This window comes from Novosphingobium pentaromativorans US6-1 (assembly GCF_000767465.1).
In the GTDB taxonomy this organism is placed as follows: Bacteria; Pseudomonadota; Alphaproteobacteria; order Sphingomonadales; family Sphingomonadaceae; genus Novosphingobium; species Novosphingobium pentaromativorans.
On record NZ_CP009291.1, the window covers coordinates 429,002 to 451,520 of the forward strand.

At 64.3% G+C, this 22,519-nt stretch carries 17 protein-coding genes and 1 tRNA gene; 10 read left to right on the plus strand and 8 right to left on the minus strand.

Annotated features, from left to right (window positions below; genetic code table 11):
• The first annotated feature begins 213 nt into the window (after positions 1-213).
• The 3 genes from JI59_RS01860 to JI59_RS01870 all read left to right on the plus strand — a co-directional run bounded on the left by JI59_RS01860 (position 214) and on the right by JI59_RS01870 (position 4,194).
• Entirely contained in the window at positions 214-2,313 is a 2,100-nt protein-coding gene (locus tag JI59_RS01860) for a TonB-dependent siderophore receptor (RefSeq protein ID WP_007014902.1), read from the plus strand.
• A 193-nt stretch (positions 2,314-2,506) separates the two neighbouring features.
• On the plus strand, positions 2,507-2,890 hold the full coding sequence (locus tag JI59_RS01865; RefSeq protein WP_203226075.1) for a hypothetical protein: 384 nt from the start codon (positions 2,507-2,509) through the stop codon (positions 2,888-2,890).
• On the plus strand, positions 2,887-4,194 hold the full coding sequence (locus JI59_RS01870) for a PepSY-associated TM helix domain-containing protein (protein WP_007014904.1): 1,308 nt from the start codon (positions 2,887-2,889) through the stop codon (positions 4,192-4,194). Before JI59_RS01865 ends, JI59_RS01870 begins: the two co-directional genes overlap by 4 nt.
• Before the next feature lie 215 nt (positions 4,195-4,409).
• Here the strand turns inward: JI59_RS01870 and JI59_RS01875 are convergent, their stop codons facing one another.
• The 3 genes from JI59_RS01875 to JI59_RS01885 form a co-directional block, all read right to left on the minus strand.
• Entirely contained in the window at positions 4,410-4,826 is a 417-nt protein-coding gene (locus tag JI59_RS01875; RefSeq protein WP_038575374.1) for a hypothetical protein, read from the minus strand.
• Positions 4,827-5,066: 240 nt separating this feature from the next.
• Positions 5,067-5,141, minus strand: a tRNA-Asn gene (locus JI59_RS01880).
• 120 nt (positions 5,142-5,261) lie between these two features.
• Positions 5,262-6,056 (minus strand): NAD kinase, encoded by a 795-nt coding sequence (locus JI59_RS01885; protein ID WP_007014906.1) that lies wholly within the window; start codon positions 6,054-6,056, stop codon positions 5,262-5,264.
• A 98-nt stretch (positions 6,057-6,154) separates the two neighbouring features.
• Here JI59_RS01885 and JI59_RS01890 point away from each other — a divergent pair, with 98 nt between their 5' ends.
• Entirely contained in the window at positions 6,155-7,483 is a 1,329-nt protein-coding gene (locus JI59_RS01890; protein WP_013833923.1) for an EAL domain-containing protein, read from the plus strand.
• Between the two features lie 19 nt (positions 7,484-7,502).
• Here JI59_RS01890 and JI59_RS01895 read toward each other — a convergent pair whose 3' ends face one another.
• The 4 genes from JI59_RS01895 to JI59_RS01910 all read right to left on the minus strand — a co-directional run bounded on the left by JI59_RS01895 (position 7,503) and on the right by JI59_RS01910 (position 13,570).
• Positions 7,503-9,056: a glycosyltransferase family 39 protein gene (locus JI59_RS01895; RefSeq protein ID WP_052117818.1), complete on the minus strand. Its 1,554-nt coding sequence runs from the start codon at positions 9,054-9,056 to the stop codon at positions 7,503-7,505.
• 76 nt (positions 9,057-9,132) lie between these two features.
• Positions 9,133-12,618: a transcription-repair coupling factor gene (gene mfd / locus JI59_RS01900; protein WP_038575375.1), complete on the minus strand. Its 3,486-nt coding sequence runs from the start codon at positions 12,616-12,618 to the stop codon at positions 9,133-9,135.
• A gap of 193 nt (positions 12,619-12,811) precedes the next feature.
• Positions 12,812-13,096: an FAD assembly factor SdhE gene (locus tag JI59_RS01905; protein ID WP_007014910.1), complete on the minus strand. Its 285-nt coding sequence runs from the start codon at positions 13,094-13,096 to the stop codon at positions 12,812-12,814.
• A gap of 51 nt (positions 13,097-13,147) precedes the next feature.
• Positions 13,148-13,570, minus strand: coding sequence for a host attachment protein (locus JI59_RS01910; protein WP_007014911.1), 423 nt, complete (start codon positions 13,568-13,570; stop codon positions 13,148-13,150).
• A 105-nt stretch (positions 13,571-13,675) separates the two neighbouring features.
• Here JI59_RS01910 and recG point away from each other — a divergent pair, with 105 nt between their 5' ends.
• A complete protein-coding gene (recG, locus tag JI59_RS01915; RefSeq protein WP_007014912.1) occupies positions 13,676-15,733 on the plus strand; it encodes an ATP-dependent DNA helicase RecG in 2,058 nt (685 codons plus the stop codon).
• A gap of 18 nt (positions 15,734-15,751) precedes the next feature.
• Here recG and JI59_RS25505 read toward each other — a convergent pair whose 3' ends face one another.
• Positions 15,752-16,951, minus strand: a complete 1,200-nt coding sequence (locus JI59_RS25505) for a sensor domain-containing diguanylate cyclase (RefSeq protein WP_007014913.1) — start codon at positions 16,949-16,951, stop codon at positions 15,752-15,754.
• Positions 16,952-17,129: 178 nt separating this feature from the next.
• On the opposite strand from JI59_RS25505, the gene JI59_RS25935 reads away from it, so the two are divergent.
• The 5 genes from JI59_RS25935 (at position 17,130) to JI59_RS01945 (ending at position 22,410) form a co-directional block, all read left to right on the plus strand.
• Positions 17,130-18,977: a sensor histidine kinase gene (locus JI59_RS25935; RefSeq protein WP_007014914.1), complete on the plus strand. Its 1,848-nt coding sequence runs from the start codon at positions 17,130-17,132 to the stop codon at positions 18,975-18,977.
• 230 nt (positions 18,978-19,207) lie between these two features.
• Positions 19,208-19,633, plus strand: a complete 426-nt coding sequence (locus JI59_RS01930; RefSeq protein WP_038575376.1) for a response regulator — start codon at positions 19,208-19,210, stop codon at positions 19,631-19,633.
• Entirely contained in the window at positions 19,630-21,147 is a 1,518-nt protein-coding gene (locus JI59_RS01935; RefSeq protein WP_007014916.1) for a response regulator, read from the plus strand. The genes JI59_RS01930 and JI59_RS01935 overlap by 4 nt, the downstream gene beginning before the upstream one ends.
• A gap of 5 nt (positions 21,148-21,152) precedes the next feature.
• Positions 21,153-21,791 (plus strand): response regulator, encoded by a 639-nt coding sequence (locus JI59_RS01940; protein WP_007014917.1) that lies wholly within the window; start codon positions 21,153-21,155, stop codon positions 21,789-21,791.
• A gap of 136 nt (positions 21,792-21,927) precedes the next feature.
• Positions 21,928-22,410: a response regulator gene (locus tag JI59_RS01945; protein ID WP_238532623.1), complete on the plus strand. Its 483-nt coding sequence runs from the start codon at positions 21,928-21,930 to the stop codon at positions 22,408-22,410.
• The last annotated feature ends 109 nt before the right edge of the window (positions 22,411-22,519 follow it).

Sequence of the window (22,519 nt, forward strand, 5' to 3'; positions counted from 1 at the left end):
AGGCCGCCGCGCTCCCTGATCGGGGCAAGGCAGCACAACTTACGAAATCGAAAGCCCCGGAGCGATCCTCCGGGGCTTTTTTCGTGCTTGCGCGCGCGTGCCTGACCGGGCGGCGGCGATGGGCATTGATGTGCAGCGATAATTCTTTTGCCACATCTTGCTAATGATAATGAGTCGCGTTAACAGGCCGCCAGTCAATCAACTGGGGATTTCATGAAGACCATTCGGATCATGGCTGTGTGCTGCACGGCATTGGTGTCACTGCCGGCCATGGCGGAGGAAGCTGCGGATGTCCGGGACGCCATCGTTGTTACAGGCGCGCGGGCTGACAGCGGCCTGGCCCTGAAGACCGATACGCCGGCAATCGAAACACCGCAGCCGGTCACGGTCATCCCGGAAGACCTGTACACCGCGCAAGGCGCGATTTCGGTCAGCGACACGCTGCGCTACGTCGCGGGCGTCCAGTCCAATCCCTATGGCCCGGACAGCCGTGTCGACGGCGGCTTCGTGCGCGGCATCGATGCGCTGCAGTTCCGCGACGGCATGCGCGACGTCTACAGCTACTACGCCAGCATTCGCGCCGATCCCTACAACTTCTCATCGGTCCAGGTGATCCGCGGTCCGGCCTCGGTTCTCTTCGGCCAGGGGTCGCTCGGCGGCATCATCAACCTGACATCGAAGAAGCCCCAGTTCGAGAGCGCCGGGGAAGTCTCGCTGCTTTACGGCTCGCACGATCGCAAGGAGATGCTGGCCGACCTGACCGGGCCGCTCTCGTCGACGCTCGCCGGGCGAGTGGTTGCCCGCGTCCGCGATTCCGGCACGCAGACGGACCACGTTCCCGACGACCGGGTCATGATCTCGCCGTCGCTGACCTGGAGCCCGGACGCGCGCACCGACCTGACGCTTATCGGGCTCTACCAGGAGGACGACGGTGGATCGACTTCGCAGTTCCTGCCGCTGGTCGGCACGATCCTGCCCAATCCGAACGGCCAGCTGAAGAACAGCCTGTTCGTCGGCAAGCCGGGATGGGACCGCTATGACGGTCGCCTGCTGCAGGGCACGGCGATGCTCGGCCACCGCTTCAGCGACAACGCGAAGATCAATCTCAAGGCGCGCTACATCGATAGCGACCTGACCTATTTCTCGCACTATCCGAACAGCTATTCAAACCCGGCCAATCCCTATCTCGACGAGGAGCAGCGGCTGATCACGCTGATTGCCGCGGGTTCGAAGGCGCGCATGGAGATCTTCTCCAGCGACAACAATGTGCAGTTCGATTTCACTACCGGCAGCGCTGTCGAGCACAAGCTGCTGGCCGGCGTCGACTACAGCTGGAACCGCGTCCGCAAGACAGACGGCTATGCTTATGAAACGATCGATATCTACGACATCGACCGCGATACCCTGAGCGATTTCGGCGGCGGTCTGCCTCCGGGCGCGGCGCAGTCGGACGATACCAGGCAGGAGCAGCTGGGCCTATATCTGCAGGACCAGGTCCGCTTTGCCGACCGGATTTCGGTGGTCCTCGGCGTGCGCCGGGACAAGGTGACCTCGCGCAGCTTCGGCATGAAGGCCATCGACGAAAGCGCGACCTCCTTCCGCGCCGGCGCGATCGGCGAAGTGGTTCCGGGCGTCTCGCCGTTCTTCAGCTTTACCGAGAGTTTCGAGCCGATTGCAGGCACGGATGTATATGGCGATGCATATGCGCCCAAGCGCGGCCGGCAGTTTGAGGCAGGGGTCAAGTTCCACCCGGGCGAGGCGACGCTGGTGACGGTTACCGCCTACCACATCAAGGAGCGCAATCGGCCGGTTTCGGTTGCGGTGGAGGACCCGGACAATCCCGGAAACCAGATCACCGGAATGCTGCAGATTGGCGAGTCCTTCTCCAAGGGCATCGAAGTCGAAGGCAGCACCGTACTTCCGGGCGACTTCCAGATCCTGGCCAACTTCAGCTACAACAAGGCCGAAGAAGCCGGAAGCGGTCAGCAACTCGACAACGTACCCAAGTACAACGCCTCGCTCTGGGCGACGCGGCCATTCCAGCTCTCGCCGGATGTCGCACTCCTGCTGGGCGGCGGCGTTCGCCACACCGGGGGCCAGCGTTCCTACGGGCCTGCGTTCCCCGATGGCCTCCGCACGCCCGGCTACACGCTGGTCGATGCGCTGGCCGAGGTGAGCTGGCAGAACTGGTCGTTCCGTGTCAATGCCACCAACCTGCTGGGCAAGAGCTTCTACTCTTCCTGCCTCGCCCGCGGCGACTGCTTCATGGGTGAAGAGCGCAATGTGTTCGGCACGGTGAGCTATCGCTTCTGATGGTGGGTGACGCGCTCCTCTCTCTCGGAGCGGCGCTCGCTGTGGCTGGCGTGGCAATGCTGCGCCGGTCATGGTCGCGCCGCACCCGCTCGCACGGCCTCAACCTTGCGGCCTGGGGGGCTCTGGCCCTGTCCATCGCGCTGGGTTGGTCAAGCGCCGGTGCCTGGGGACTGCTGTCGAGATCATCGTGGCGATGGCGCTGGCTTTTGTCCTCCTGGGATGGGCTGCCTGGTCGTCGCCGCCCGGCAAGGCGGCAGCCTCGAACCGGCGTGTCGGCATGCTGCCCGAGAATGGGGGGGCGCTGCGTGTCGGCCGGCGCTTTGTCACTTTCGCCTTCGTCGCGGTCCTGGCGCTGGTATCCTCGCTGGGGCTTGCCGTGGCGGCGCGCGGGCTGGCGCTTGCGGCCGGGGCAGGGGAGGTCAACGCCAATGCGATCAGCCTCTACGTTACGCCGCTGGCCTGGACGGGGATGGCCTACGCCCTGATGATGACCGGCAGCCGTCGCCGACAGCTGGTCATGCTCGCCTTCGGCACGGTCGCCGCCGTTCCCGCCTACATGATCGGAGCCATGACATGAGCGCCGCTATCGAACCGGGCACGGTCAAGCGCGCCCTTTCCGCCCATGCCGCCATCGGCCTGATCGCCGGGGCATTGCTCTATCTCGTCTCGCTGACAGGCACGATCTGTGTGTTTGCAGAAGAACTGCAGAGGCTCGAGCAGCCGGATGCGCCGGAAATGGCGCAGATCGCGCCCGATGCGGTCCAGCGCGGTGTGGAGGCGATGCTGGCCGCAGAGGCGGACAAGCCGGTGACGAGCCACCTCTATGTGCACATGCCCAGCGCAGACCTGCCGCGCGCAACGATCACCACGGACAACGGCGCGCGCCATCTCCATCCCGATGGCTCGCTGGCAGAGCCCGAGGAGATCGCGTGGACGGACTTCCTGGTGGCGCTGCATTACAAGCTCAACCTGCCCAGCCTTGTCGGTATTTCCATAGTCGGCGCGCTCGGGGTGATGATGCTGGCCCTCTCGCTGTCCGGCGTCGTGGCGCACCCGCGCATCTTCCGCGATGCCTTTCGCCTGCGTGCGCGGGACAAGGGCGGGGTTGGCCTGGCCGACTGGCATAACCGCATGAGCGTGTGGACGCTGCCGTTCTCTATTGCCATTGCGCTGACCGGTGCGGCGATCGGCCTTGCGAGCCTGACGGCGTTCTCGGTCGCCAGCGCCAGCTACGCCGGCGACGCCGAAGCGGTATTCGCCACCATCTTCGGGGATGAACCCACTCCCGACAAGACGCCCGCGCCGATGCCCGATGTGGCAAGCGCGCTGCGCCACATGGCCAGCGAGAAACCGGACATTGCCGTGGACTACGTCGTGCTTGAGGACCCGCAGACTGCGGGACAGGCCGTGCGGCTGATCGGCAAGCCCGAAAGGCGGCTCATTTTCGGCGAATATTACGGTTTCGACGCCCGGGGGCGGTTCACCGGCAGCGTGGGCCTGTCCGATGGCGCGCTGGGGCAACAGGCCGCGGCATCGACTTATGACCTGCATTTCGGCAACTTTGGCGGGCTCTGGGTCAAGATCGCCTATTTCGTCTTCGGAACGGCGATTACCGCAATCTGTGCGACCGGCACTTACATCTGGCTCGGCAAGCGCCGCAGGCGTGGGCACGATGAGCCGGTTCTGCGCGCCGGATGGGACGGCATTGTCTGGGGCGCGCCGCTTGCAGTGGCAGCGACATTTGCTGCGCGGCTGTTGTGGGGCAACGAGACGCCATTCGCGGCCATTTTCTGGATAATTTATCTTATCGTTGTCGTTGCTTTCATTGCATTGAAATATAAGTGTTTTTACGTATTTAGCAGATCTAAGTTAGCTTCCTGAGTCAAACGTAAACGGGTTGTTAACCAAGTTGGGCTGATAATTCTTAACCAGCGTGTAAGAAGTATGACGCTCAAGAGCTGCGGAAGAACAGGCTCAAACCACACAGTTTGCCATATCTCCACACAAAAATAGCCCGGCTTCCCCGCCGGGCTTTTTTTGTGTCCTGTCAGTAGATCCATCTTCCGGCGCGCTGGCCTGACCTGCCTGTACGCGATTCAGCGTTCAGGGCAGTTCTCGACGCATGTGTCCGCAGGCGTTGCGATCAGCCCGCCACTCGTGCGGATAGTCGCGCCGCTGCCTACCCTATAGGCCGGGGCATCGGTGCTGGTCAGGGGGTCGACACCGCCGGGAAGAGGGGCAACCTGGCTCGCGGCTGCTGCACCGTTTCGTGAGCTGTGCTGCCGCCTGCTTTTCGTTTCGATCCGTGCCCGACGGGCGCGGCCGCCCTCGATGGCCCGCGCGGTTGCGTCCATGCTGTGCGAAATCGCCGAACCCAGCGAGCGGCCCGCACCCGATTGCTGCGCCGAGCCGGAGAGGATCTGGGCCGTTTCGAAGGCGTCCTGTGCGGCAGCAGGCCATGTAGCGCCCAGAAGGATCATCGCTCCTACGAAGCGAAGTAGCGCACCAGTCATTGCCCTTGCTCCCTTCAGGTGTCTGGTCACAGCAAGGCTGAACCTCCTTCGTCTCCATGGCAAGCCTTTGCCAGGCGGAGGGCACGGCGCAGCACTTCCAGGTACAGCCGGGCAATTGCCCCGGACGACCCCATTTGGCGAATCGATCTGGTGGTGTCGGAAAACAGGCTGCGGGCTGCGGGCAAAAAAATAGCGGCCCGAAGACCGCTGATTTTTTCCTTCTTGGAAGAAGGAGGAAGTTGGCTCCCCGAGTAGGATTCGAACCTACGGCCATTCGATTAACAGTCGAATGCTCTACCGCTGAGCTATCGGGGAGCAGCCCTGCAGTGTCTCCACCGCGGGGCAGGGGTGCGCCTATAAGCGGCACTGATTGGGTTGGCAAGCCCGGGGCGAGGAAATTTTGACAAAATTTCCTCGCCCTTGCTTTCGCGCGGCTCAGACCTGGAACTGTTCGGCGAAGATACGCTCTTCCAGCGTGTAGCCGGGGTCGAACAGGATCGTCAGCTCCTTCTCGGTTGCCGCGCGGATTCGCACCGATTGGACCTCGCGCACTTCCTTCTGGTCGGCGACGGCGGCGACGGGGCGCTTTTCCGGTTCGCGAATCCGGAATTCGACCTCGGCGCTTTCGGGCAGGATCGCACCTTTCCACCGGCGCGGACGGAAGGGGCTGATCGGGGTCAGGGCCAACATGCGCGAGCCCAGCGGCAGGATCGGTCCGTTCGCAGAGAGGTTGTAGGCCGTGGATCCCACCGGTGTCGCCACCAGGATGCCGTCGCCCGCCAGTTCCTCCATGCGCACGCGGCCGTTGATGCGCACTTCCAGCTTCGCGGTCTGGCGCGTTTCGCGCAGCATCGAGACTTCGTTGATGGCGTAGTAGCTGAATTCCACGCCGGAGCGATCCACAGCGTCCATGCGCAGTGGGCTGACGGGGACGGGGTGCGCTTCTTTCACGCGCTGGCCGATGACCTGATGCCCATGCGGGTGGTTCATCAGGAAGCCAACGGTGCCCAGGTTGAGTCCGTAGCAGGGCTTGAGCGTGTCCCTGTCGAGCATTTCGTGCAGGACGTGGAGCAGGAAACCGTCTCCGCCCAGGACTACGAGGATGTCCGCCTCCTCCGGCGAAACCCAGTCGTGAGACTTGCGCAGCGTGTCGGCCCCGGCCTGCGCCTTGGCGCTGTTCGAGACGACGAGGGCAAGCTTCTGTTCGCTACTCAAGGAATGTTCCCCCATATTCCATGTGCCCGGGATCGGGGCGGGTGTTGCCCGAGATGCTTGGGCTGAAAAATTTTGAACGGTTTGGCAAGGCCTTTGCGCTAAGGCTGCACGTTATGGGTGGCACACAGCAAGGGCTGGCATTGAGCGGGGCACGAGGTATCGAGGCGCGTCTGACCGGGATTCCCGGTCTGGACGTCGTGCGCGAGCGAATTGAACATTGGCGCAGCGACGGTGCCTGCGGTCCGCAGCATGCCCATGTCCATGCACTGCTTCTTGGCCTGAGGCGGCTCGATGCGATCAATATCGCCTATGGCGCAGCGGCCGGAGACGGCGCGCTTGAGGAAGTCGCCGCGCGGATCAGCCACTTTGCGGAAGACGAACTGGATGGGGCCTGGATGGTGGCGCGGGCAGGCGGGGGTACCTTCCTGCTGATCGCCAACGAGGCCTGCAGCCGCGAGCGCTGGCAGCTTTTCGCAGACCAGTTGGCCGAAGCCATTGCGCGCCCGATCGCGGTGCCATCGGGCGTCCTGCGCCTGTCGCCCCGAATCGCGCTGATTCGGGCGCTCGACGACGAGAGCGTGGATTCGATGCTCGATCGGCTCGGCCATGCGCTGCAGGGCGTCAACGAGCAGCAGAGCGGCCGACTCGCATGGGCAGACGGCGAAGTCACGCCGCCGGGGCGCTCGGCCGCTCAGCTTGAGACCGACCTGCTTGGCGCCATCGACCGCGATGAAATCGAGATTCTGTTCCAGCCCCAGTTCAGCCTGGCAGACGACCGCCTGACCGGCGCCGAGGCCCTGGCGCGCTGGAACCATCCCGAACTCGGCCGTATCGGCGCCGGGGCGCTGTTTTCCATTGCCGAACGCGCCGACCACGTGGCGCCGCTTTCGCGTCATATCGCGCACAAGGCGCTGGCCGCAGCGCGCGACTGGTCGGGCGACCTGCGCCTCTCGATCAACGTCACGCCCGCCGATCTCGCCTTCGGCAGCTATGTGCGCCAGATGCTCGACCTGGTGCGCGAAAGCGGCTTTCCCTTGCGCCGCCTGACGCTGGAAGTGACCGAGCAGGCGATGATCAGCGACGTGACCCTGGCCGCGCAGACGATGGCCGAATTCTCCTCGCAGGGCATCCGCATCGCGCTCGACGATTTCGGGGCGGGGTTCTGCAACTTCCGCTACCTCAAAGTGCTGCCGATCCATTACCTCAAGCTCGACCGTTCGATGATCGAGGGCGTTGCCAGCGACAAACGCGACGTGGCCGTGCTGCGCGCGATCGTGGCCATGGCCGAGGCGCTCGACCTGCAGGTCATTGCCGAAGGTATCGAGGAAGAAGCCCAGCGCGAAGTCGCGGCGAAGGAAGGCTGCGCCTATTATCAGGGTTTCCTGCGCGCGCAGCCGATGAGCGCGGCGATGTTCGAGAAACTGGCGCGCGCGGAGGGCTGATGCCCGGACCCGCGAGCGATCAGATCCTCTCGTAGATTTCCACCTGTCCCATCCGCCTAACGAGGCGGTAGCGCGCGCCCAGCCAACCGTCGATGTCCCGGCCGGCATCGCGTACCCATGCCCGGCCTCGGCCCATGCTGTCGGTGACGATGAAGCGCGGCGTGCTCGCCATGATCCGGCCGATTTCATCGTGGCCGACATAGTCGTGGTCCGCCAGCGTATCGATGATGGCCTTGCGGGACAGATTGCTCGGATAGACCCCGGCGCGCGAAAGCGGCGGTGTATCGAGATAGAAAAGCGCAAGGTGCATGTGGAGGGCCCAGACCGGCGATCCGGTGCCGCCCCGGGCGCGGATCCACTGCGCGGCATCGTGGATGGAGTGATCGGCAGAATCCGGGTTCGCCGCAAGTTTTACGGTCTGCGCGGTTCCGGTTACCAGCACGGCGATCACCGGGCTGGCGGCAAGCGCCGCTGCGCCGACAACGGCACTCGGCGCCAGTCTCCCGAGGCGCGATGCGGCGGGAAAGGCAAGGGCGGCGAAGATGGCAAGGAAGGGCATGACCTGCAGCCAGTAATGCGGATAGGCCGCTCCTCCGATCAGCAGTGAGGCCAAGACTGCAACCATTCCGGTCCACTGGACGAGGGCGAACCAGGCCTTGTCCGGATCGCGGCGATGCCTGACGAGCAGCGGCAGGCTGGCCCCCATGCCAGCAAGTGCGAGCAGGGTCGTCGGGACATAGATCAGCGGGGCAAGCTGCGCGGTATAGTAATATTGCGCCGCGTGGAGCCGCAGCACGTCAAGAGCCGAAAGCTGGCCGGAATAGGCCAGTGGAACGTCGATCATCGCCAGACGGAACGTCGCCAGCTCTCCGGCAAGAGCATAGACCAGCGTCAGCATGGCGAGCGGGACCAGCCCGGCAAGGCCATAGGCCAGCCAGGCGTGACGCGCGCACCGCGCCGGGCGCATGACCGCCAGGGCAAGGAGTAACAATCCGAAGGCCAGCGCCACCACCGCCAGATTGGTGCGCGTCAGAACCGCCAGCGAGACGAGCAGACCGCACAGTGCGGCATCGGCGAGGGTTACGGTCTCGCGGCGCACCAGCAGCCATGTGGCCGGCATCATGAAGGCGATGGCAGGCAGTTCCGAACTCGTATCGAGCCCGAGTGTGCCCGAGCAGAGCGCGACGCTCATCAGCGCTGCGGCCAGAGCCGGCCAGGCGCCGGTGGCGCGCCGCGCGATCAGGAAGGTGAAGAACGCGGCAGTGAACACCGCAAGGGCGCCGATCAGGCGGATCGCGAGCAGGCTCTTGCCGAATGTGGCGATGACCGCGCCGAACAGCAGGAAGACGACCGGCGGCTTGAGGTCGAACTGGTGGACGAAGGGCAGGTGGCCCTTCGCCACGTCCGCGCCCATCAGGATGTAGCTCCATTCGTCCGAATCGATGTGTTCGGTCAGGAACGCGCCGCCGCGCGCGAGCAGCACGAAGAGCGCGATGACAACGGCTGCCGGCAGGGTTGCAGGAGCAGACCCGGCGCGCGCGAGTCGCTGCGGTGTAAATGCACGGCTTGCCATGATCGCGCGACCATGCCGGCAATTGCTTGCGATCGGGTTACGCGCCGCGCCCGCGCCCACCCCCGTCCCGGAGGATTCAGCCCTTGCGGGCGACGGCGCTCAGGCCCTTGGTCAGCTGGAAGAGGCCATTGAGGCGCGACTTGGGATCGCCCCATGCGCGCGTGAGGACGAGCTTGTTGTCCGGGCGCAGCTTGACCGTGCCCTGCAGCCTTTCCGCATAGGCGATGAGGCCGGCCGGGTTGGGGAAGCTGTCGTTGTGGAAGCTGACCAGCGTGCCGCGCGAGCCGACGTCGATCTTGGCGATATGCGCCTCGATAGCCTGACGCTTGATCTCGATGAGCTTGATGAGGTTGATCGTCGGCTGGGGCAGGGCGCCGAAGCGGTCGATCATCTCTGCGGACAGGGATTCGATCTCCTGCTGGCTCTCGGCATCGTTGAGGCGGCGATAGAGCGCCATGCGCACGGCGAGATCGGGGACGTAGTCGTCCGGAATCATGATCGGCGCATCGACGGTGATCTGCGGGCTGAGGCCCGAGGTGTCCTTCTCCAGCCCGACGCCGCCCGCGCGGGCGGCCATGATCGCGTCTTCCAGCATCGACTGGTAGAGTTCGAAGCCGACTTCGCGAATGTGGCCGGACTGTTCGTCACCCAGCAGGTTGCCCGCGCCGCGAATGTCGAGGTCGTGACTGGCGAGCTGGAAGCCCGCGCCCAGGCTGTCGAGATCGCCCAACACCTTGAGGCGCTTCTCCGCGACTTCGGAAAGCGCGGTGGCTGCAGGCGTCGTCAGGTAGGCATAGGCACGCAGCTTCGAGCGCCCGACGCGGCCTCGGAGCTGGTAGAGCTGGGCGAGACCGAAGCGGTCGGCGCGGTGAATGATGATCGTGTTGGCGCGCGGGATGTCGAGCCCGGATTCGACGATGGTCGTCGACAGCAGGACCTCGTACTTGCCCTCGTAGAAAGCGCTCATGCGCTCTTCCACTTCGCCTGCGCTCATCTGCCCGTGTGCGGTGATGCACTTCACTTCGGGAACGTGCTTGTGCAGCCAGTCCTCGACTTCGGCCATGTCCGCAATGCGGGGGACGACGATAAAGCTCTGGCCGCCGCGATGGTGTTCGCGCAGCAGTGCCTCGCGCATCACCATGTCGTCCCATTCCATCACGTAGGTGCGCACCGCAAGGCGGTCGACCGGCGGGGTCTGGATGGTCGACAGCTCGCGCAGGCCCGACATCGCCATCTGCAGCGTGCGCGGGATCGGCGTCGCGGTCAGCGTCAGGACGTGGACGTCGGTGCGAAGCTGCTTGAGCTTCTCCTTGTGGGTGACGCCGAAGCGCTGCTCCTCGTCGACGATGACCAAGCCGAGGCGCTTGAACTGCACCGACTTCGACAGGATTGCATGGGTGCCGCAGACGATGTCCACGGTGCCCGAGGCGAGCCCTTCGCGGGTGGTGCGCGCTTCCTTTTCGGGGACGAGGCGCGAGAGGCGGCCGACATTGAGCGGAAAGCCTGCGAATCGCTCTGCAAAGCCGGAGTAGTGCTGGCGCGCGAGCAGCGTGGTCGGCGCGACGACGGCGACCTGCTGCCCGGCCATGGCAGCGACGAATGCGGCACGCAGGGCGACCTCGGTCTTGCCGAAGCCGACGTCGCCGCAGACGAGGCGGTCCATCGGCTTGCCCGCGGCAAGATCGTCGAGGACATCGGAAATCGCGTTGTCCTGGTCTTCGGTTTCCTGCCAGGGGAAGCGGTCGACGAACTGGTCGTAGGCCGATCCTTCGGGAACCATCGCCGGAGCCTGCCGCAAGGCCCGCTCGGCGGCTGTCTTCATCAGCTCTCCGGCGATTTCCTGGATGCGCTCCTTGAGGCGCGCACGGCGCTTCTGCCAGGCTTCGCCGCCCAGCTTGTCGAGCATGACGCCTTCGCTCTCGCTGCCATAGCGCGAGAGGACGTCGAGGTTCTCCACCGGGATGTAGAGCTTGTCGCCGCCCGCGTAAGTCAGCATCACGCAGTCGTGCGGGGACTGGCCCACCTGGATCGACTGCAGGCCTTCGTAGCGACCGATGCCGTGATCCATGTGGACGATCAGGTCGCCGGGCGTCAGCGCCGCCAGTTCGGCAAGGAAGGCGTCGGAATCCTTCTTGCGCTTCTTGCGGCGCACGAGGCGGTCGCCGAGGATGTCCTGCTCGGTGATGACCTCTACGGTGTCGTTGGCAAAACCGGTTTCGAGCGGCAGCACCAGCGCGGCCGAGCGGCCCTGGACGGCCAGACCCAGCGCTTCTTGCCAGGTGTCGGCAAGGCGCGGTTCGGGGCCCCACTTGTTGGTCTGGCTCGCTTCGCCGAGGATCGAGACGAGCCGCGCGCGGCTGCCGGTCGAGTAGGCGGCGAGGATCGGCTTGCGCCCGGCTTTGCCGACGGCGTGGAGGTGCTTGGCCGCAGCCTCGTAGGCATTGTCGCCGCGGGCGCGCTCGGGCGTGAAATCCCGGGCGTTTGCAAAGCCGAAGTCGATGATCTTGCTGCCTTCGGGCTTGGCGAAGGCATCGGCGCGGTGGACCGGGAAGCCGGACAGGGCCTGCTCCAGTTCCTCGCCGCCAAGGTAAAGCGCGTCGATCGCGAGAGGACGGTAGCTTCCCGCCTTCTGACCCGAGGTGTCGAGGCGCGCCTTGTGATAATCGGCGATGTCGCCCAGCCGCTCTTCGGTTGCACCGACGGCGGAAGTGTCGGCGACGATCAGGTCGTCGTCCGACAGATGGTCGAAGAGGCTGACGAGGCGGTCCTCGAACAGCGGCAACCAGTGCTCCATCCCGGCCAGGCGACGTCCGTCGCTGACTGCCTGGTAGAGCGGGTCGGCGGTGGCATGGGCGCCGAACATCTCGCGGTAGCGACTGCGGAAGCGCTTGACCGTATCGTCGTCGATCAGGGCTTCGCTGGCAGGTACGAGCAGGTGCTCGGCGATGGTGCCGGTCGAGCGCTGCGTGCCGGTATCGAAGAGGCGCAGCGTCTCCAGCTCGTCGCCGAAAAAGTCGAGGCGCAGGCCTCCTTCAAGGCCCGAAGGCACGATGTCGAATATCGAGCCGCGCACGGCGAACTCACCCGCGTCGATGGCGGTGTCGGTGCGCTGGTAGCCCTGGCGGCGCAGCAGACCGATCAGACTTTCGTGGCCGATTTCCATGCCGGGTTTGATCAGGCGAACCGATTCCCGGATACGGAACGGGGTGAGCACGCGCTGAAGCACGGCATTGGCTGTGGTGACCAGCAATTGCGGTCCGCTGCGCTTCGCCTGAAGCCGGTAGAGCGCTGCAAGCCGCCGCGCGCTGACCGAGAGGGCAGGGCTGGCGCGGTCGTAGGGAAGGCAGTCCCACGCCGGGAACTCCAGGACGTCGAGCTCGGGCGCGAAGAATTTCGCCGCCTCGGCAATCGCGCTCATCGCCGCCTCGTTGTCGGCAATGAAAACGGCGCGTCCTTTTGCCGCGCGGGCGAGATCGGCCATCACGAGCGGCTGCGCGCCGCGCGTCACCGCGGCGAGGGTCAGGGGCGTCTTGGCCGAGAGAAGTCGCTGGAAATCGGGCATGGCGGAAAGCGGGGCTGATAAGGCGTCAGCAGGGAATTTCAATCGTGTTGATGGTTCCCCGGCCGGAAAGCCCGTGCCAGGTGCAACCCGCGGCGCCTCTTCGGGGCGCTTGCGGACCTGGTCGCAGGCAAGCCTTGATTCCTCGCGCTAGATGACCGGGCTCATCTTTCCGGTCGATGGCAGGCAGGTCAGATCAGCGCGGGATCTCGACATAATCGAGCTTCATCATGCGCTCCAGCATCGGTCCGCGGTATTCCTCCGGGATCGTCTGGGTGCCAAGCGCCCAGGCCATGATGTCGACATCCTCTTCGTCGATGATCTTCTCGAACAGGTCGAGGTCGGCTTCCGACCAGGTATGGTGGAAGCGGTCGAAGAAGCAGCCGATCATGTAATCGGCTTCGCGCGTGCCGCGATGCCAGGCGCGAAACTTGATGCGCGCGAGACGGGGCGAAAGTTCGGAAGCGTTTTCGTCGGCCATGACAGCGCCGTTACGCGACGGCGCTGTCATGGGCAAGTAGGGCAGGGGGGCTCAGTCGTGCAGGGCGCGCACGATCTCTGCGGCCGGGCGACCGGTCATCGTCTTGGCCACTTCGCCGACCAGCACCTGCTTGAGTTCCTTGTGATAGTGGCGGCGCATTTCACCCAGCGAGCGGGGATCGGCAACCACGATCAGCTGCTCGATCTCGCGTTCCAGCACCTTGCGGTTGAGCCAGTCGGTCACCGCGGCGACGTGGGCGCGCTCATCCAGCGAGTCGTTGCTGGGGTCGCCGGTACGGGCCTTGTGGCGCGATCCGGCATCGTGTTCACGCGCGCCTGCGCTGAAATTCGTGGGCTCGAGTTCGGGAACCGTCAACGCCGTGAGCCGCGGCTCGGCTTCGATCCCGGAGTTGCGATAAAGCTCGAACTTCTCGCCGTCGACGACTGCGAACACGGTTCCGTTGGGCAAGAGCATGCGATTCTCCTTTTCCGGTCATGCCTGTAAGGCCAACAACGCTGTCCCCATCCCTGTTCCCTGGCGTCTGGTGAAACGCTTCAGTATCGCGCTAAGAGGCTGCTCATGAGGCCTGAAGCGCTCAATTCCCTGTTCGTCGAAGTCGATGCGCTCGACGGTGTCGGTCCGAAACTGCGTCGTCCGCTTGAAAAGCTTGGACTCACGCGGCTCAGGGACCTTGCATACCACTTGCCGGACCGGTTCGTCGAGCGCCGCGCGGTCGAGAATCTCGACGATGCCGGGGTGGGCGAAAACATCATCGTGGCCCTGACCGTCCGCGAGCACAGGGCGCCCGCCGGCAGGGGGCCGTTCCGGGTGATCGCTGAGGACGTGGCGGGCAATGTCTGCACGCTCACCTATTTCGGCCGCGCATCCTACACCGCCCGCAAGCTGCTGCCGGTGGGTGAAACACGCTGGATTGCGGGGCGCCTCGACCAGTACGGTCAGATGCTGCAGATCGTGCATCCCGAACATGTCGCGGAAAGCGGTTCGGCGCTTCACGGCCATCTTTGCGAGGCGGTCTATCCCCTGTCCGAAGGGCTGACGCAGGGGCGCGTGTCCGGGCTTGTGCAGCAGGCACTCAAGGTCCTGCCGGAAATGCCCGAATGGATCGAGCCGGGCCTGCTCGCGAAGATGAAGTGGCCGGTCTGGCGCGAGGCGCTGCTGGAGGCGCACAAGGGCGTAAATGGCCCGGCGCGAGACCGGCTGGCTTATGACGAACTGCTTGCCAATGCCCTGGCTTTGATGCTGGTGCGGGAGAGCAATCGTGCCCAGTCCGGCACGCCGCTGGCAGGAGACGGCTCGCTGCGCGCGAAGCTGCGGCTGCCTTTCGAGCTGACCGGGGCGCAGAAACGCTCGATCGCCGAGATCGAGGGCGATGTTGCGCAGAAGTCGCCGATGCTGCGCCTGCTGCAGGGCGACGTCGGTTCGGGCAAGACAGTGGTCGCCCTGTCGTCGATGCTGATTGCAGTCGAAGCCGGGGCGCAGGCGGCGCTGCTGGCGCCCACCGAAATTCTCGCCCGTCAGCATCACGAGACTCTGTCCCGCATGGCCCAGGGCACCGGGGTCGAAATTGCCCTGCTGACGGGGCGCGACAAGGGCAAGGCGCGCGAATCGATCCTCATGGGGCTGATCGACGGTTCCATCGACATTGTCGTGGGCACCCACGCAATCTTCCAGGATACCGTCTCCTACAAGAACCTCGCGCTCGTGGTGATCGACGAGCAGCACCGCTTCGGCGTCGGGCAGCGCCTGATGCTGGCGCGCAAGGGACGGCGTACGCCGCATACGCTGGCGATGACCGCCACGCCGATCCCGCGCACGCTCACGCTTGCGCAATACGGCGAGATGGAAGTCTCGCGCCTCGACGAACTGCCGCCCGGTCGCCAGGCTATCGATACCCGCGTCGTCTCGGTCGAGCGGATGGAGGATGTCGTCGGTGCCATCGCCCGGCATCTGGAGACGGGGCAGCAGGCCTACTGGGTCTGCCCGATGGTGCGCGAAAGCGAGAGCGACGATCTCGCCGCGGCCGAGGCGCGCTATGCTGCGCTCAAGGAGCGGTTCGGCGAAGACATCGTCCTCGTCCACGGCCAGCTCAAGCCCGAGGCCAAGGACGCCGCGATGGAACGCTTTTCCGGCGGCGAGGCGAAAGTTCTGGTGGCAACGACGGTCATCGAAGTCGGCGTCGATGTACCGAACGCCACGCTGATGGTGATCGAGCAGGCCGAGCGGTTCGGCCTGGCGCAGTTGCACCAGCTTCGCGGCCGTGTCGGGCGCGGCAGCGAGAAGTCGACCTGCCTGCTGCTACGCGGACAGCAGCTCAGCGAAACCGCTCGCCAGCGTCTGGCCCTTATGCGCGAGACGCAGGACGGTTTCCGTCTGGCCGAGGAAGACCTCGAATTGCGCGGCGGCGGTGAACTGCTCGGCACGCGCCAGTCCGGCGATACGCCGTTCCGCCTCGCGACGCTGGAGCAGATCCAGAAGCTGCTGCCGCTGGCACACGACGATGCGCGGCTGCTGATCGAGCGCGACGGCGGCCTCTCTGGCCCGCGCGGGGAAGCGGCACGCCTCCTGCTCTACCTGTTCGAACGCGATTGGGGCGTGCAGCTGCTGCGGGGCGGGTAAATCGCGGGCGAGTGAAAATCAGGCGGCGAGGCGAACCTGGTCGCGCCCGCCGTGCTTGGCTTCGTAGAGCGCGCGGTCGGCCCGCTCCATCAGCTTGTTGGCATTCTCGCTGGGGTCCAGCTGCGCCACGCCGGAACTGATCGTGACAGGTACCGTGGCATCTCCGCTCAGTTCCATCGCCTGCGCCTGGATCTCCACACGCAGCCTTTCGCAAATTGCGCGGGCATGGTGCATGTCGACATTGGGCAGCAGTACGCCAAATTCCTCCCCGCCGATCCGCCCGACCAGATCGCACGCGCGCACGGTGCCGACCGCAAGCCTGGCTACACGCCTGATCACATCGTCGCCGGCGGCATGGCCGTAAGTGTCGTTGATGCTCTTGAAATGGTCGATGTCGAAAATGGCGAGAGAGAATTGCGACTGGTTGCGGCGCGCGAGGGCAATAGCCCGATCCAGGGCCGCCAGGAATTCGCGCCGGTTGGCGATGCCGGTCAGTTCGTCGGTCTGGGCGATATAGCGCAGTTCCCGCTGGAAGGCGCGTTCGCGCGCAATGGAGCGGCGCAGCGCGATGACGGTCAGCGATGTCGTGAAAAGCAGGCATACGCCGGTACCGGTCATGGCGAAAAGGTACATCAGGAGGATATTGTTGACCGATCGTGTCCTGGCGTTGAACTCACTGAGTCGAGCGCGTTCGCGCGTGATGATCTGATGGACGTCGGCATTGATCCGGTTGATCGAATTGCGGGCGTGGCCAGTGCGCACGATATCGATCGTTTCTTTCCTCATTCCGGCCTTGTCGAGGACGAGCACCGTGCGCAGGTCCATGAAATAGCTCTGCACTTCGTCTCCCAGTCGCTGGAGCTCCCGGTTGTTCTCCTCGTTGCCGTCGATGTGACTGCGCAGGTTGGCCATGTAGCCGGGAAGGGCGCGTTCCGCTTCGAGCATGGGCTCGAGATATTCGGGGTCGCGGGTCAGAAGGTAGCCGCGTTCGCCGCGCAGAGCTTCCAGGGCGATGAGCCGGATACGGTGGGCATCGCGCAGGAGTGCGATGGTTGCGGAATTGAGCCGTGCCAGTTCCTGCTGCTGCACATTCGCCCGCCAGGCAATAAGGCTCGATCCGACGAGGAGCGAGCCGAACAGGACTGTCGACGCGATGAAAAGACCGACGCGTGAGGAGAGGCCGTTGACCGCATTCAGGAAATTTCGGGATCTTGTCACGTTCTCACTCGGTGGCGCGAGATCGTTTCTTATTCGGCGATAGTTATTTTCACGTAAATTCAGCTGCGGCCGCCGGCTTGCGGGGAGAATGAAGCATTGACCTCAACGGACACTCGCAAGACATTGGGCGGACGATGAATTTCGGGAGGCTTTCCGTGCAGCACAGGGCGTCGATACCATGCTTGATCTGACGCGGCGCGGCTTGGCTGGACTGGTCGCGCTCTATGCTGGCGTGGCCATCCTCGGCTGGATTTTCGATTTACCTGCACTGACGAGCTTCAATGTCGGAGCGGCGCAAGCGTCCTTTGCGACGGCGACTTGCGCGATACTCGTGGTGCTTGCCGTGCTGGCTCACGAGCCGGACGGGCGAGGGGAGCGGCGCGGAGCGCGCATTTTCGCCTGTTGCGTCGTTGCGGCCCTGGCGCTGACAGCTCTGGGGCAATATGCGCTTGGCCTGAAGGATGCAGGCTACCTGATGGGGCGCAGCATGGGGCGCTTTTCTCCCGCAACGGCGGCCAGCTTCCTGCTCCTGGCCGGGGCGCTGCTCATGATCGGCTCCCAGCGCTACTACCTTGGCGCAAGCCTTGCCATCTGCGCCTTGACGGTCGCGGGTAGCGCCATCGTCGGTTATGCTTATGACGTCGCCGCGCTGACCCAGGTCCTGGGCTTTTCTGCAATGGCCTTCCCTACGGCGCTGGTCATTACGCTTCTGGCGATTGCCATATTGATGCTGGATCCCAGGCGCGGATGGCTGCGGCACATGGCGTCCGGCACGCAGGCACGCAGCGCTTTCCAGCTGATGATGCCGGTTGCGGTGTTTGCGCCTTTCATCATCGGCGGCCTGGCGAACTGGTCGGTCGGCGCCGGGCTCGTCGGCACTTCGTTCGGTTTTGCCGCCTTCGCCGTCATCATGATCATTACCCTGGGCGTGATGGTCGTCCTCACCTGCGCCCAGCTCGCCCGGATCGACCGGACCGATGCGCGGCTCGCCGCCATTGTCGAATCGTCGGACGATGCGATCATCGGCAAGAACCTGGAAGGCGTGATCACCAGCTGGAACAGGGGAGGCGAGCGGCTTTTCGGCTACACCGCGCGCGAGGCGATTGGCCAACCGATGCAGATGGTGATCCCGCGCGATCGGACTGATGAGGAAGCCGAGATCCTGGCGAGAATCCACCGCAAGGAACACATCGACCATTTCGAGACTGTCCGTTGCCGCAAGGACGGGAGCACGTTCGACGTCTCGATCACGGTTTCACCGATCCTGCTCGCGTCGGGCACGGTCATCGGCGCGTCTTCGATCGTTCGCGACATAAGCGCCCGCAAGCTCAAGGATCTCGAACTCCAGCGCAGCAACGCCGAACTGGAGCAGTTCGCCTATGTCGCCTCTCATGACCTGCAGGAACCCTTGCGCATGGTTGCCAATTACGTCGAGCTGCTCAGCCAGCGCTACAAGGGGCAGCTTGATGAGAGGGCCGACAAGTTCATTCATTATGCCTCAGACGGGGCACGCCGGATGCAGCAGCTGGTTTCGGATCTCCTGGCCTATTCGCGCGTGGGATCGCAGGGCAAGCAGCCTGCACCGGTCGAGGCCAATGCCGTCGTCGACCGCATCATGCACACGCTCCAGCGCCGACTGGCCGAAACCGGCGGCACGGTGGAGCGCGGCGACTTGCCGCGCGTGATGGGCGATGAGGTGCAGCTTGGGCAACTGTTCCAGAACCTGATCGGCAATGCTCTCAAGTTTCGCGGAGAGGAACCTCCGCGGGTGCTCGTGCAGGCCGAACGCGAAGGCAGGCTGGTGCGCTTCGCCGTGCGCGACAACGGCATAGGAATGGACATGCGTTTCGCCGAGCGCATCTTCCAGATGTTCCAGCGCCTTCATGAACGGGCGGCCTTCGAAGGCAGCGGGATCGGTCTCGCCATCGCCAAGCGAATCGTCGAGCGGCACGGCGGAACCATCTGGGTCGACTCGGAACCGGGCCGCGGAACCGTGTTTTTCTTCACGCTTCCCAGCGAACTTTAAAGCAACGATTGCATCCCGAATTCGAGGCAAATCCGGCAATCGCTGTTTCATGCCGGACTTAAGCGGTTAAATCCTTGTCATCGCTCGAGACGTGTTACTGCCTTACTTGATTGTACCTATCCAATTGCTTTAACTTGCTTTCTCGCTGGCAGGACATATCGTGTCTTCGAAGCCTGCCGACGCAATGACAGATGCAGGCGTAAGTCTCTCACAAAGAAGGGGGTCAGGGGATGGGCAGTCAGATTCGATTATTGATCGTTGAAGACAACGAAGCCGACGCCTTCCTGATAACCGAGACCCTGCAGCCCGGACCGCTCTCGTGCGATCCGGTCATTGTGAAGGACGGCGTGGAAGCCTGCGATTATCTTCATGCGCGTGAGCCATACGAAGGAGCTGCGCAGCCCGATCTCATCCTGCTCGACATGAACCTGCCGCGGCTCAACGGGCACGGTGTCCTGCGCGAAATCCAGCGGGACGAGCGCCTCAAGCGGATTCCGGTAGTGGTGCTCTCCTCATCCGATGCCGCTCCGGACGTGGAGCGGAGCTATGACCTTGGCGCCAACTGCTACGTCACCAAGCCGGTGGGACTGCACGAATTCCAGTCCCGGGTGAAGGAGATCGAGAACTTCTGGCTATCGGTTGCCAGGCTGCCGTGAACGGATTGTTGGCAGGCGATCGGGATAATGGCCCGCGCGGCCATCAAGTCGAGGACATCGGCCCGATCCTGCTGGTGGAAGACAATCCCGGCGATGCCGACTTCATAGAGGAGATCCTTGCCGATCAGCGGTCGCAGCTGATCCATGCGGCTTCCCTCTCGAGGGCGAGCGAAATCCTTCGCGACATTGCGGTAAACGCCATTCTGCTTGATCTCGGCCTGCCGGACGGCAACGGCATCGAATGCGTCCATGCCATTCGCAGCGTGGCCAGCGATGCGCCGATCGTGGTGCTGACCGGACTGGACGAGGAGCGCCTGGCGCTGCAGTGCCTGGAAGCGGGCGCGCAGGACTACATTCCCAAATCGGACCTCAAGGGCACGTCATTGGCCCGCGCCATTCGCTATGCCGCGGCGCGAACGCGCGAAGCATCGGAACGCTCCCGCGCGGAGCAGTTGCGCGCGCTCCTGGCGGGCATCGTCGAGGCATCGGGCGACGCGGTGTTCAGCGGCGGGCCCGACGGGACGATCACCAGCTGGAACCCTGCGGCCGAGCGGATCTTCGGTTATTCCTCCGCCGAGGCTATAGGCACCCGCGCCCATGACCTGCTGCGTGCCGTCGATGTCGAAAACGCAGTCGAGCAACGCGGTGTTCTGGCCGTTGCATTGCAGGACGGTAGCGTGGGCGAGCATGAGATTACCCTCTTGGCGCGGGACGGGCGGCAGATGACGCTGTCGATGGTCGCCTTCGGCCTGCCGGATGCGGAAGGAACGATCCAGCAGTTCGGCGCGATCTGCCGGGACGTCACCGAGAAGCGCAGACAGGAGGCGCAGATGCGCGCCCAGTTCGAAATGCTCAAGATCCGCGACCGGCAGATGCGGCAGCTGACGGCGCGTCTCAATACCGTGCGCGAGGAAGAGCAGAAACGCATCGCCCGCGAAGTGCACGACGAACTCGGTCAATTGCTGACTGCCTTGAAAATGGACGTCTGGTGGATGAACCGCAAGCTCGAAGCGGGTACGCCGCTGGCGGACATCCTCGTGCCCAAACTCAACGATGCCAGCGAGCTGATCGAAGCGACCATCGAGACAGTCCGGCGCATCGCCGCGGAGTTGCGGCCCAGCGCCCTCGATGTCCTGGGTCTGGCTGCCGCCGTCGAAGATGAAGCGCGCCGCTTCGAGATGCGCACCGGCCTGTCTGCGGTGTGCCGTGTCGACGAAAGCGATCTGCCTCCGCCGGAGATCGCTACGGCCTTCTTCCGGGTGCTGCAGGAAATGCTCACGAACATTATTCGCCACGCTCAGGCCAGCTGTATCCGGATCGATTTCACGACCACGCAGGAAGACTGGCGCTTGTCGGTGAGTGACGATGGCAAGGGCTTTGCCGAGATTCCCAAAGAGGGCGCCTCGCTCGGCCTGCTGGGCATGCGCGAAAGAGTCGAACTGTTCGGCGGTTCCATTCGCATTGCGCCCAATTCCCCGACCGGGGCGGTCGTGAGCGCAAGGGTGCCGAAATGAGGGAGATGGCAATCGGCAAAATCCTCGTGGCGGACGATCACGCCATCACCCGGTGCGGGCTGCTCTCGATGGTGCACGAGATCTTCGGCGATGTGGAAGTGGCGGAGGCCGGGGACTCGCAGTCCGTCGTCGAAAATGTCGCGCAAGGGGACTGGGACCTCATCCTGCTCGACATGATGATGCCGGGCGGCATGGACATTCTCGAGGTCCTCGGGCGGATCAGGAAGGTCAATGCCGAAGTTCCCATCCTTGTCATCACTGCCGAGGGGGAGGCCTCGTTTGCAGTGCGATCGATCAAGGCGGGCGCCAACGGCCTGATCAACAAGCATCTGCCGCCTGACGAACTGGTGAGGGCGATAGAGAAAGTCGCGCAAGGCGGTACCTACCTGCATGCCGATGTCGCCGCGGCTATCGCCCGTTGCATCCGCGACGACGAACCGCTTCCGCACGAAAGGCTTTCCGAGAGGGAACTGGAAATCCTCAAGGGGCTGGCGATGGGGCGTGCGGTCAAGGAAGTCGCGGCCGACCTTGCCATCAGCGACAAGACCGTCGCCACCTACATCGCCCGGATCCGGCAGAAGACCGGTCTGGCAAATGCGGTGGAAATGGCGCGATACGCAATGCAGCACGATCTGGTGAACTAACGCGGGCATTCAGGGCCGCGATGCGCCTTGCCTCAGATCCGCCCGCAATTTGCTGGCGCCTGTGTAGTCAAATTTCTGACGTCGGCTGGCGAACGTTCCGACAAGACCTTGCAGCGCAAATCCCTATTCTGGGCCCATGGTCACCGAGGCAATTCACGGGGGGCAGTGTGGGGGCCTTGTCAAAAGCCAGGGGGGCGTTGGCAAGGTACAGGCGCGGGCCAGCATGGGGGCGGCCCGAATGGGGAAGCGACGCTGCGTGCTTATTGCGGACGATGCACGCAGCGTCGCTATCCGGCTGGCGGATCTCGTGGGGGAAACGGGGCAGTTCGAGGTCGTCGGTCCGGTTTTCGATGGATTGGAGGCAAAGAGGAGCTTTGAGGCCAAGCGACCGGACGCGGTCATCCTGGATTTTGCCATGCCGCTTCTTTCGGGGTTGGAAGTGGTTCAGGCGATCCGCAAGGTCAGCAGCACCTGTTTCATCATCGTGCTGACGAACCAGCCGGACGCTTCGCTCAGGCGGAGCTGCCTGATGGCGGGAGCCGATAAGTACCTTCACAAGTCGCATGATTTCGAAGCGGTGCCCGGCATTCTTGCCAGCCACTTCGAGCGCATTCCCTGAGCCGCAAGCATCAGGGGGAGATCTGGGCGGGGCTCGGCGCTGGGGGGTGTCCGGCCCCGCTCAAACCGAAAAGGGTTTACGCAAGCAGAAGCCTTTCGGGTCGCACCAA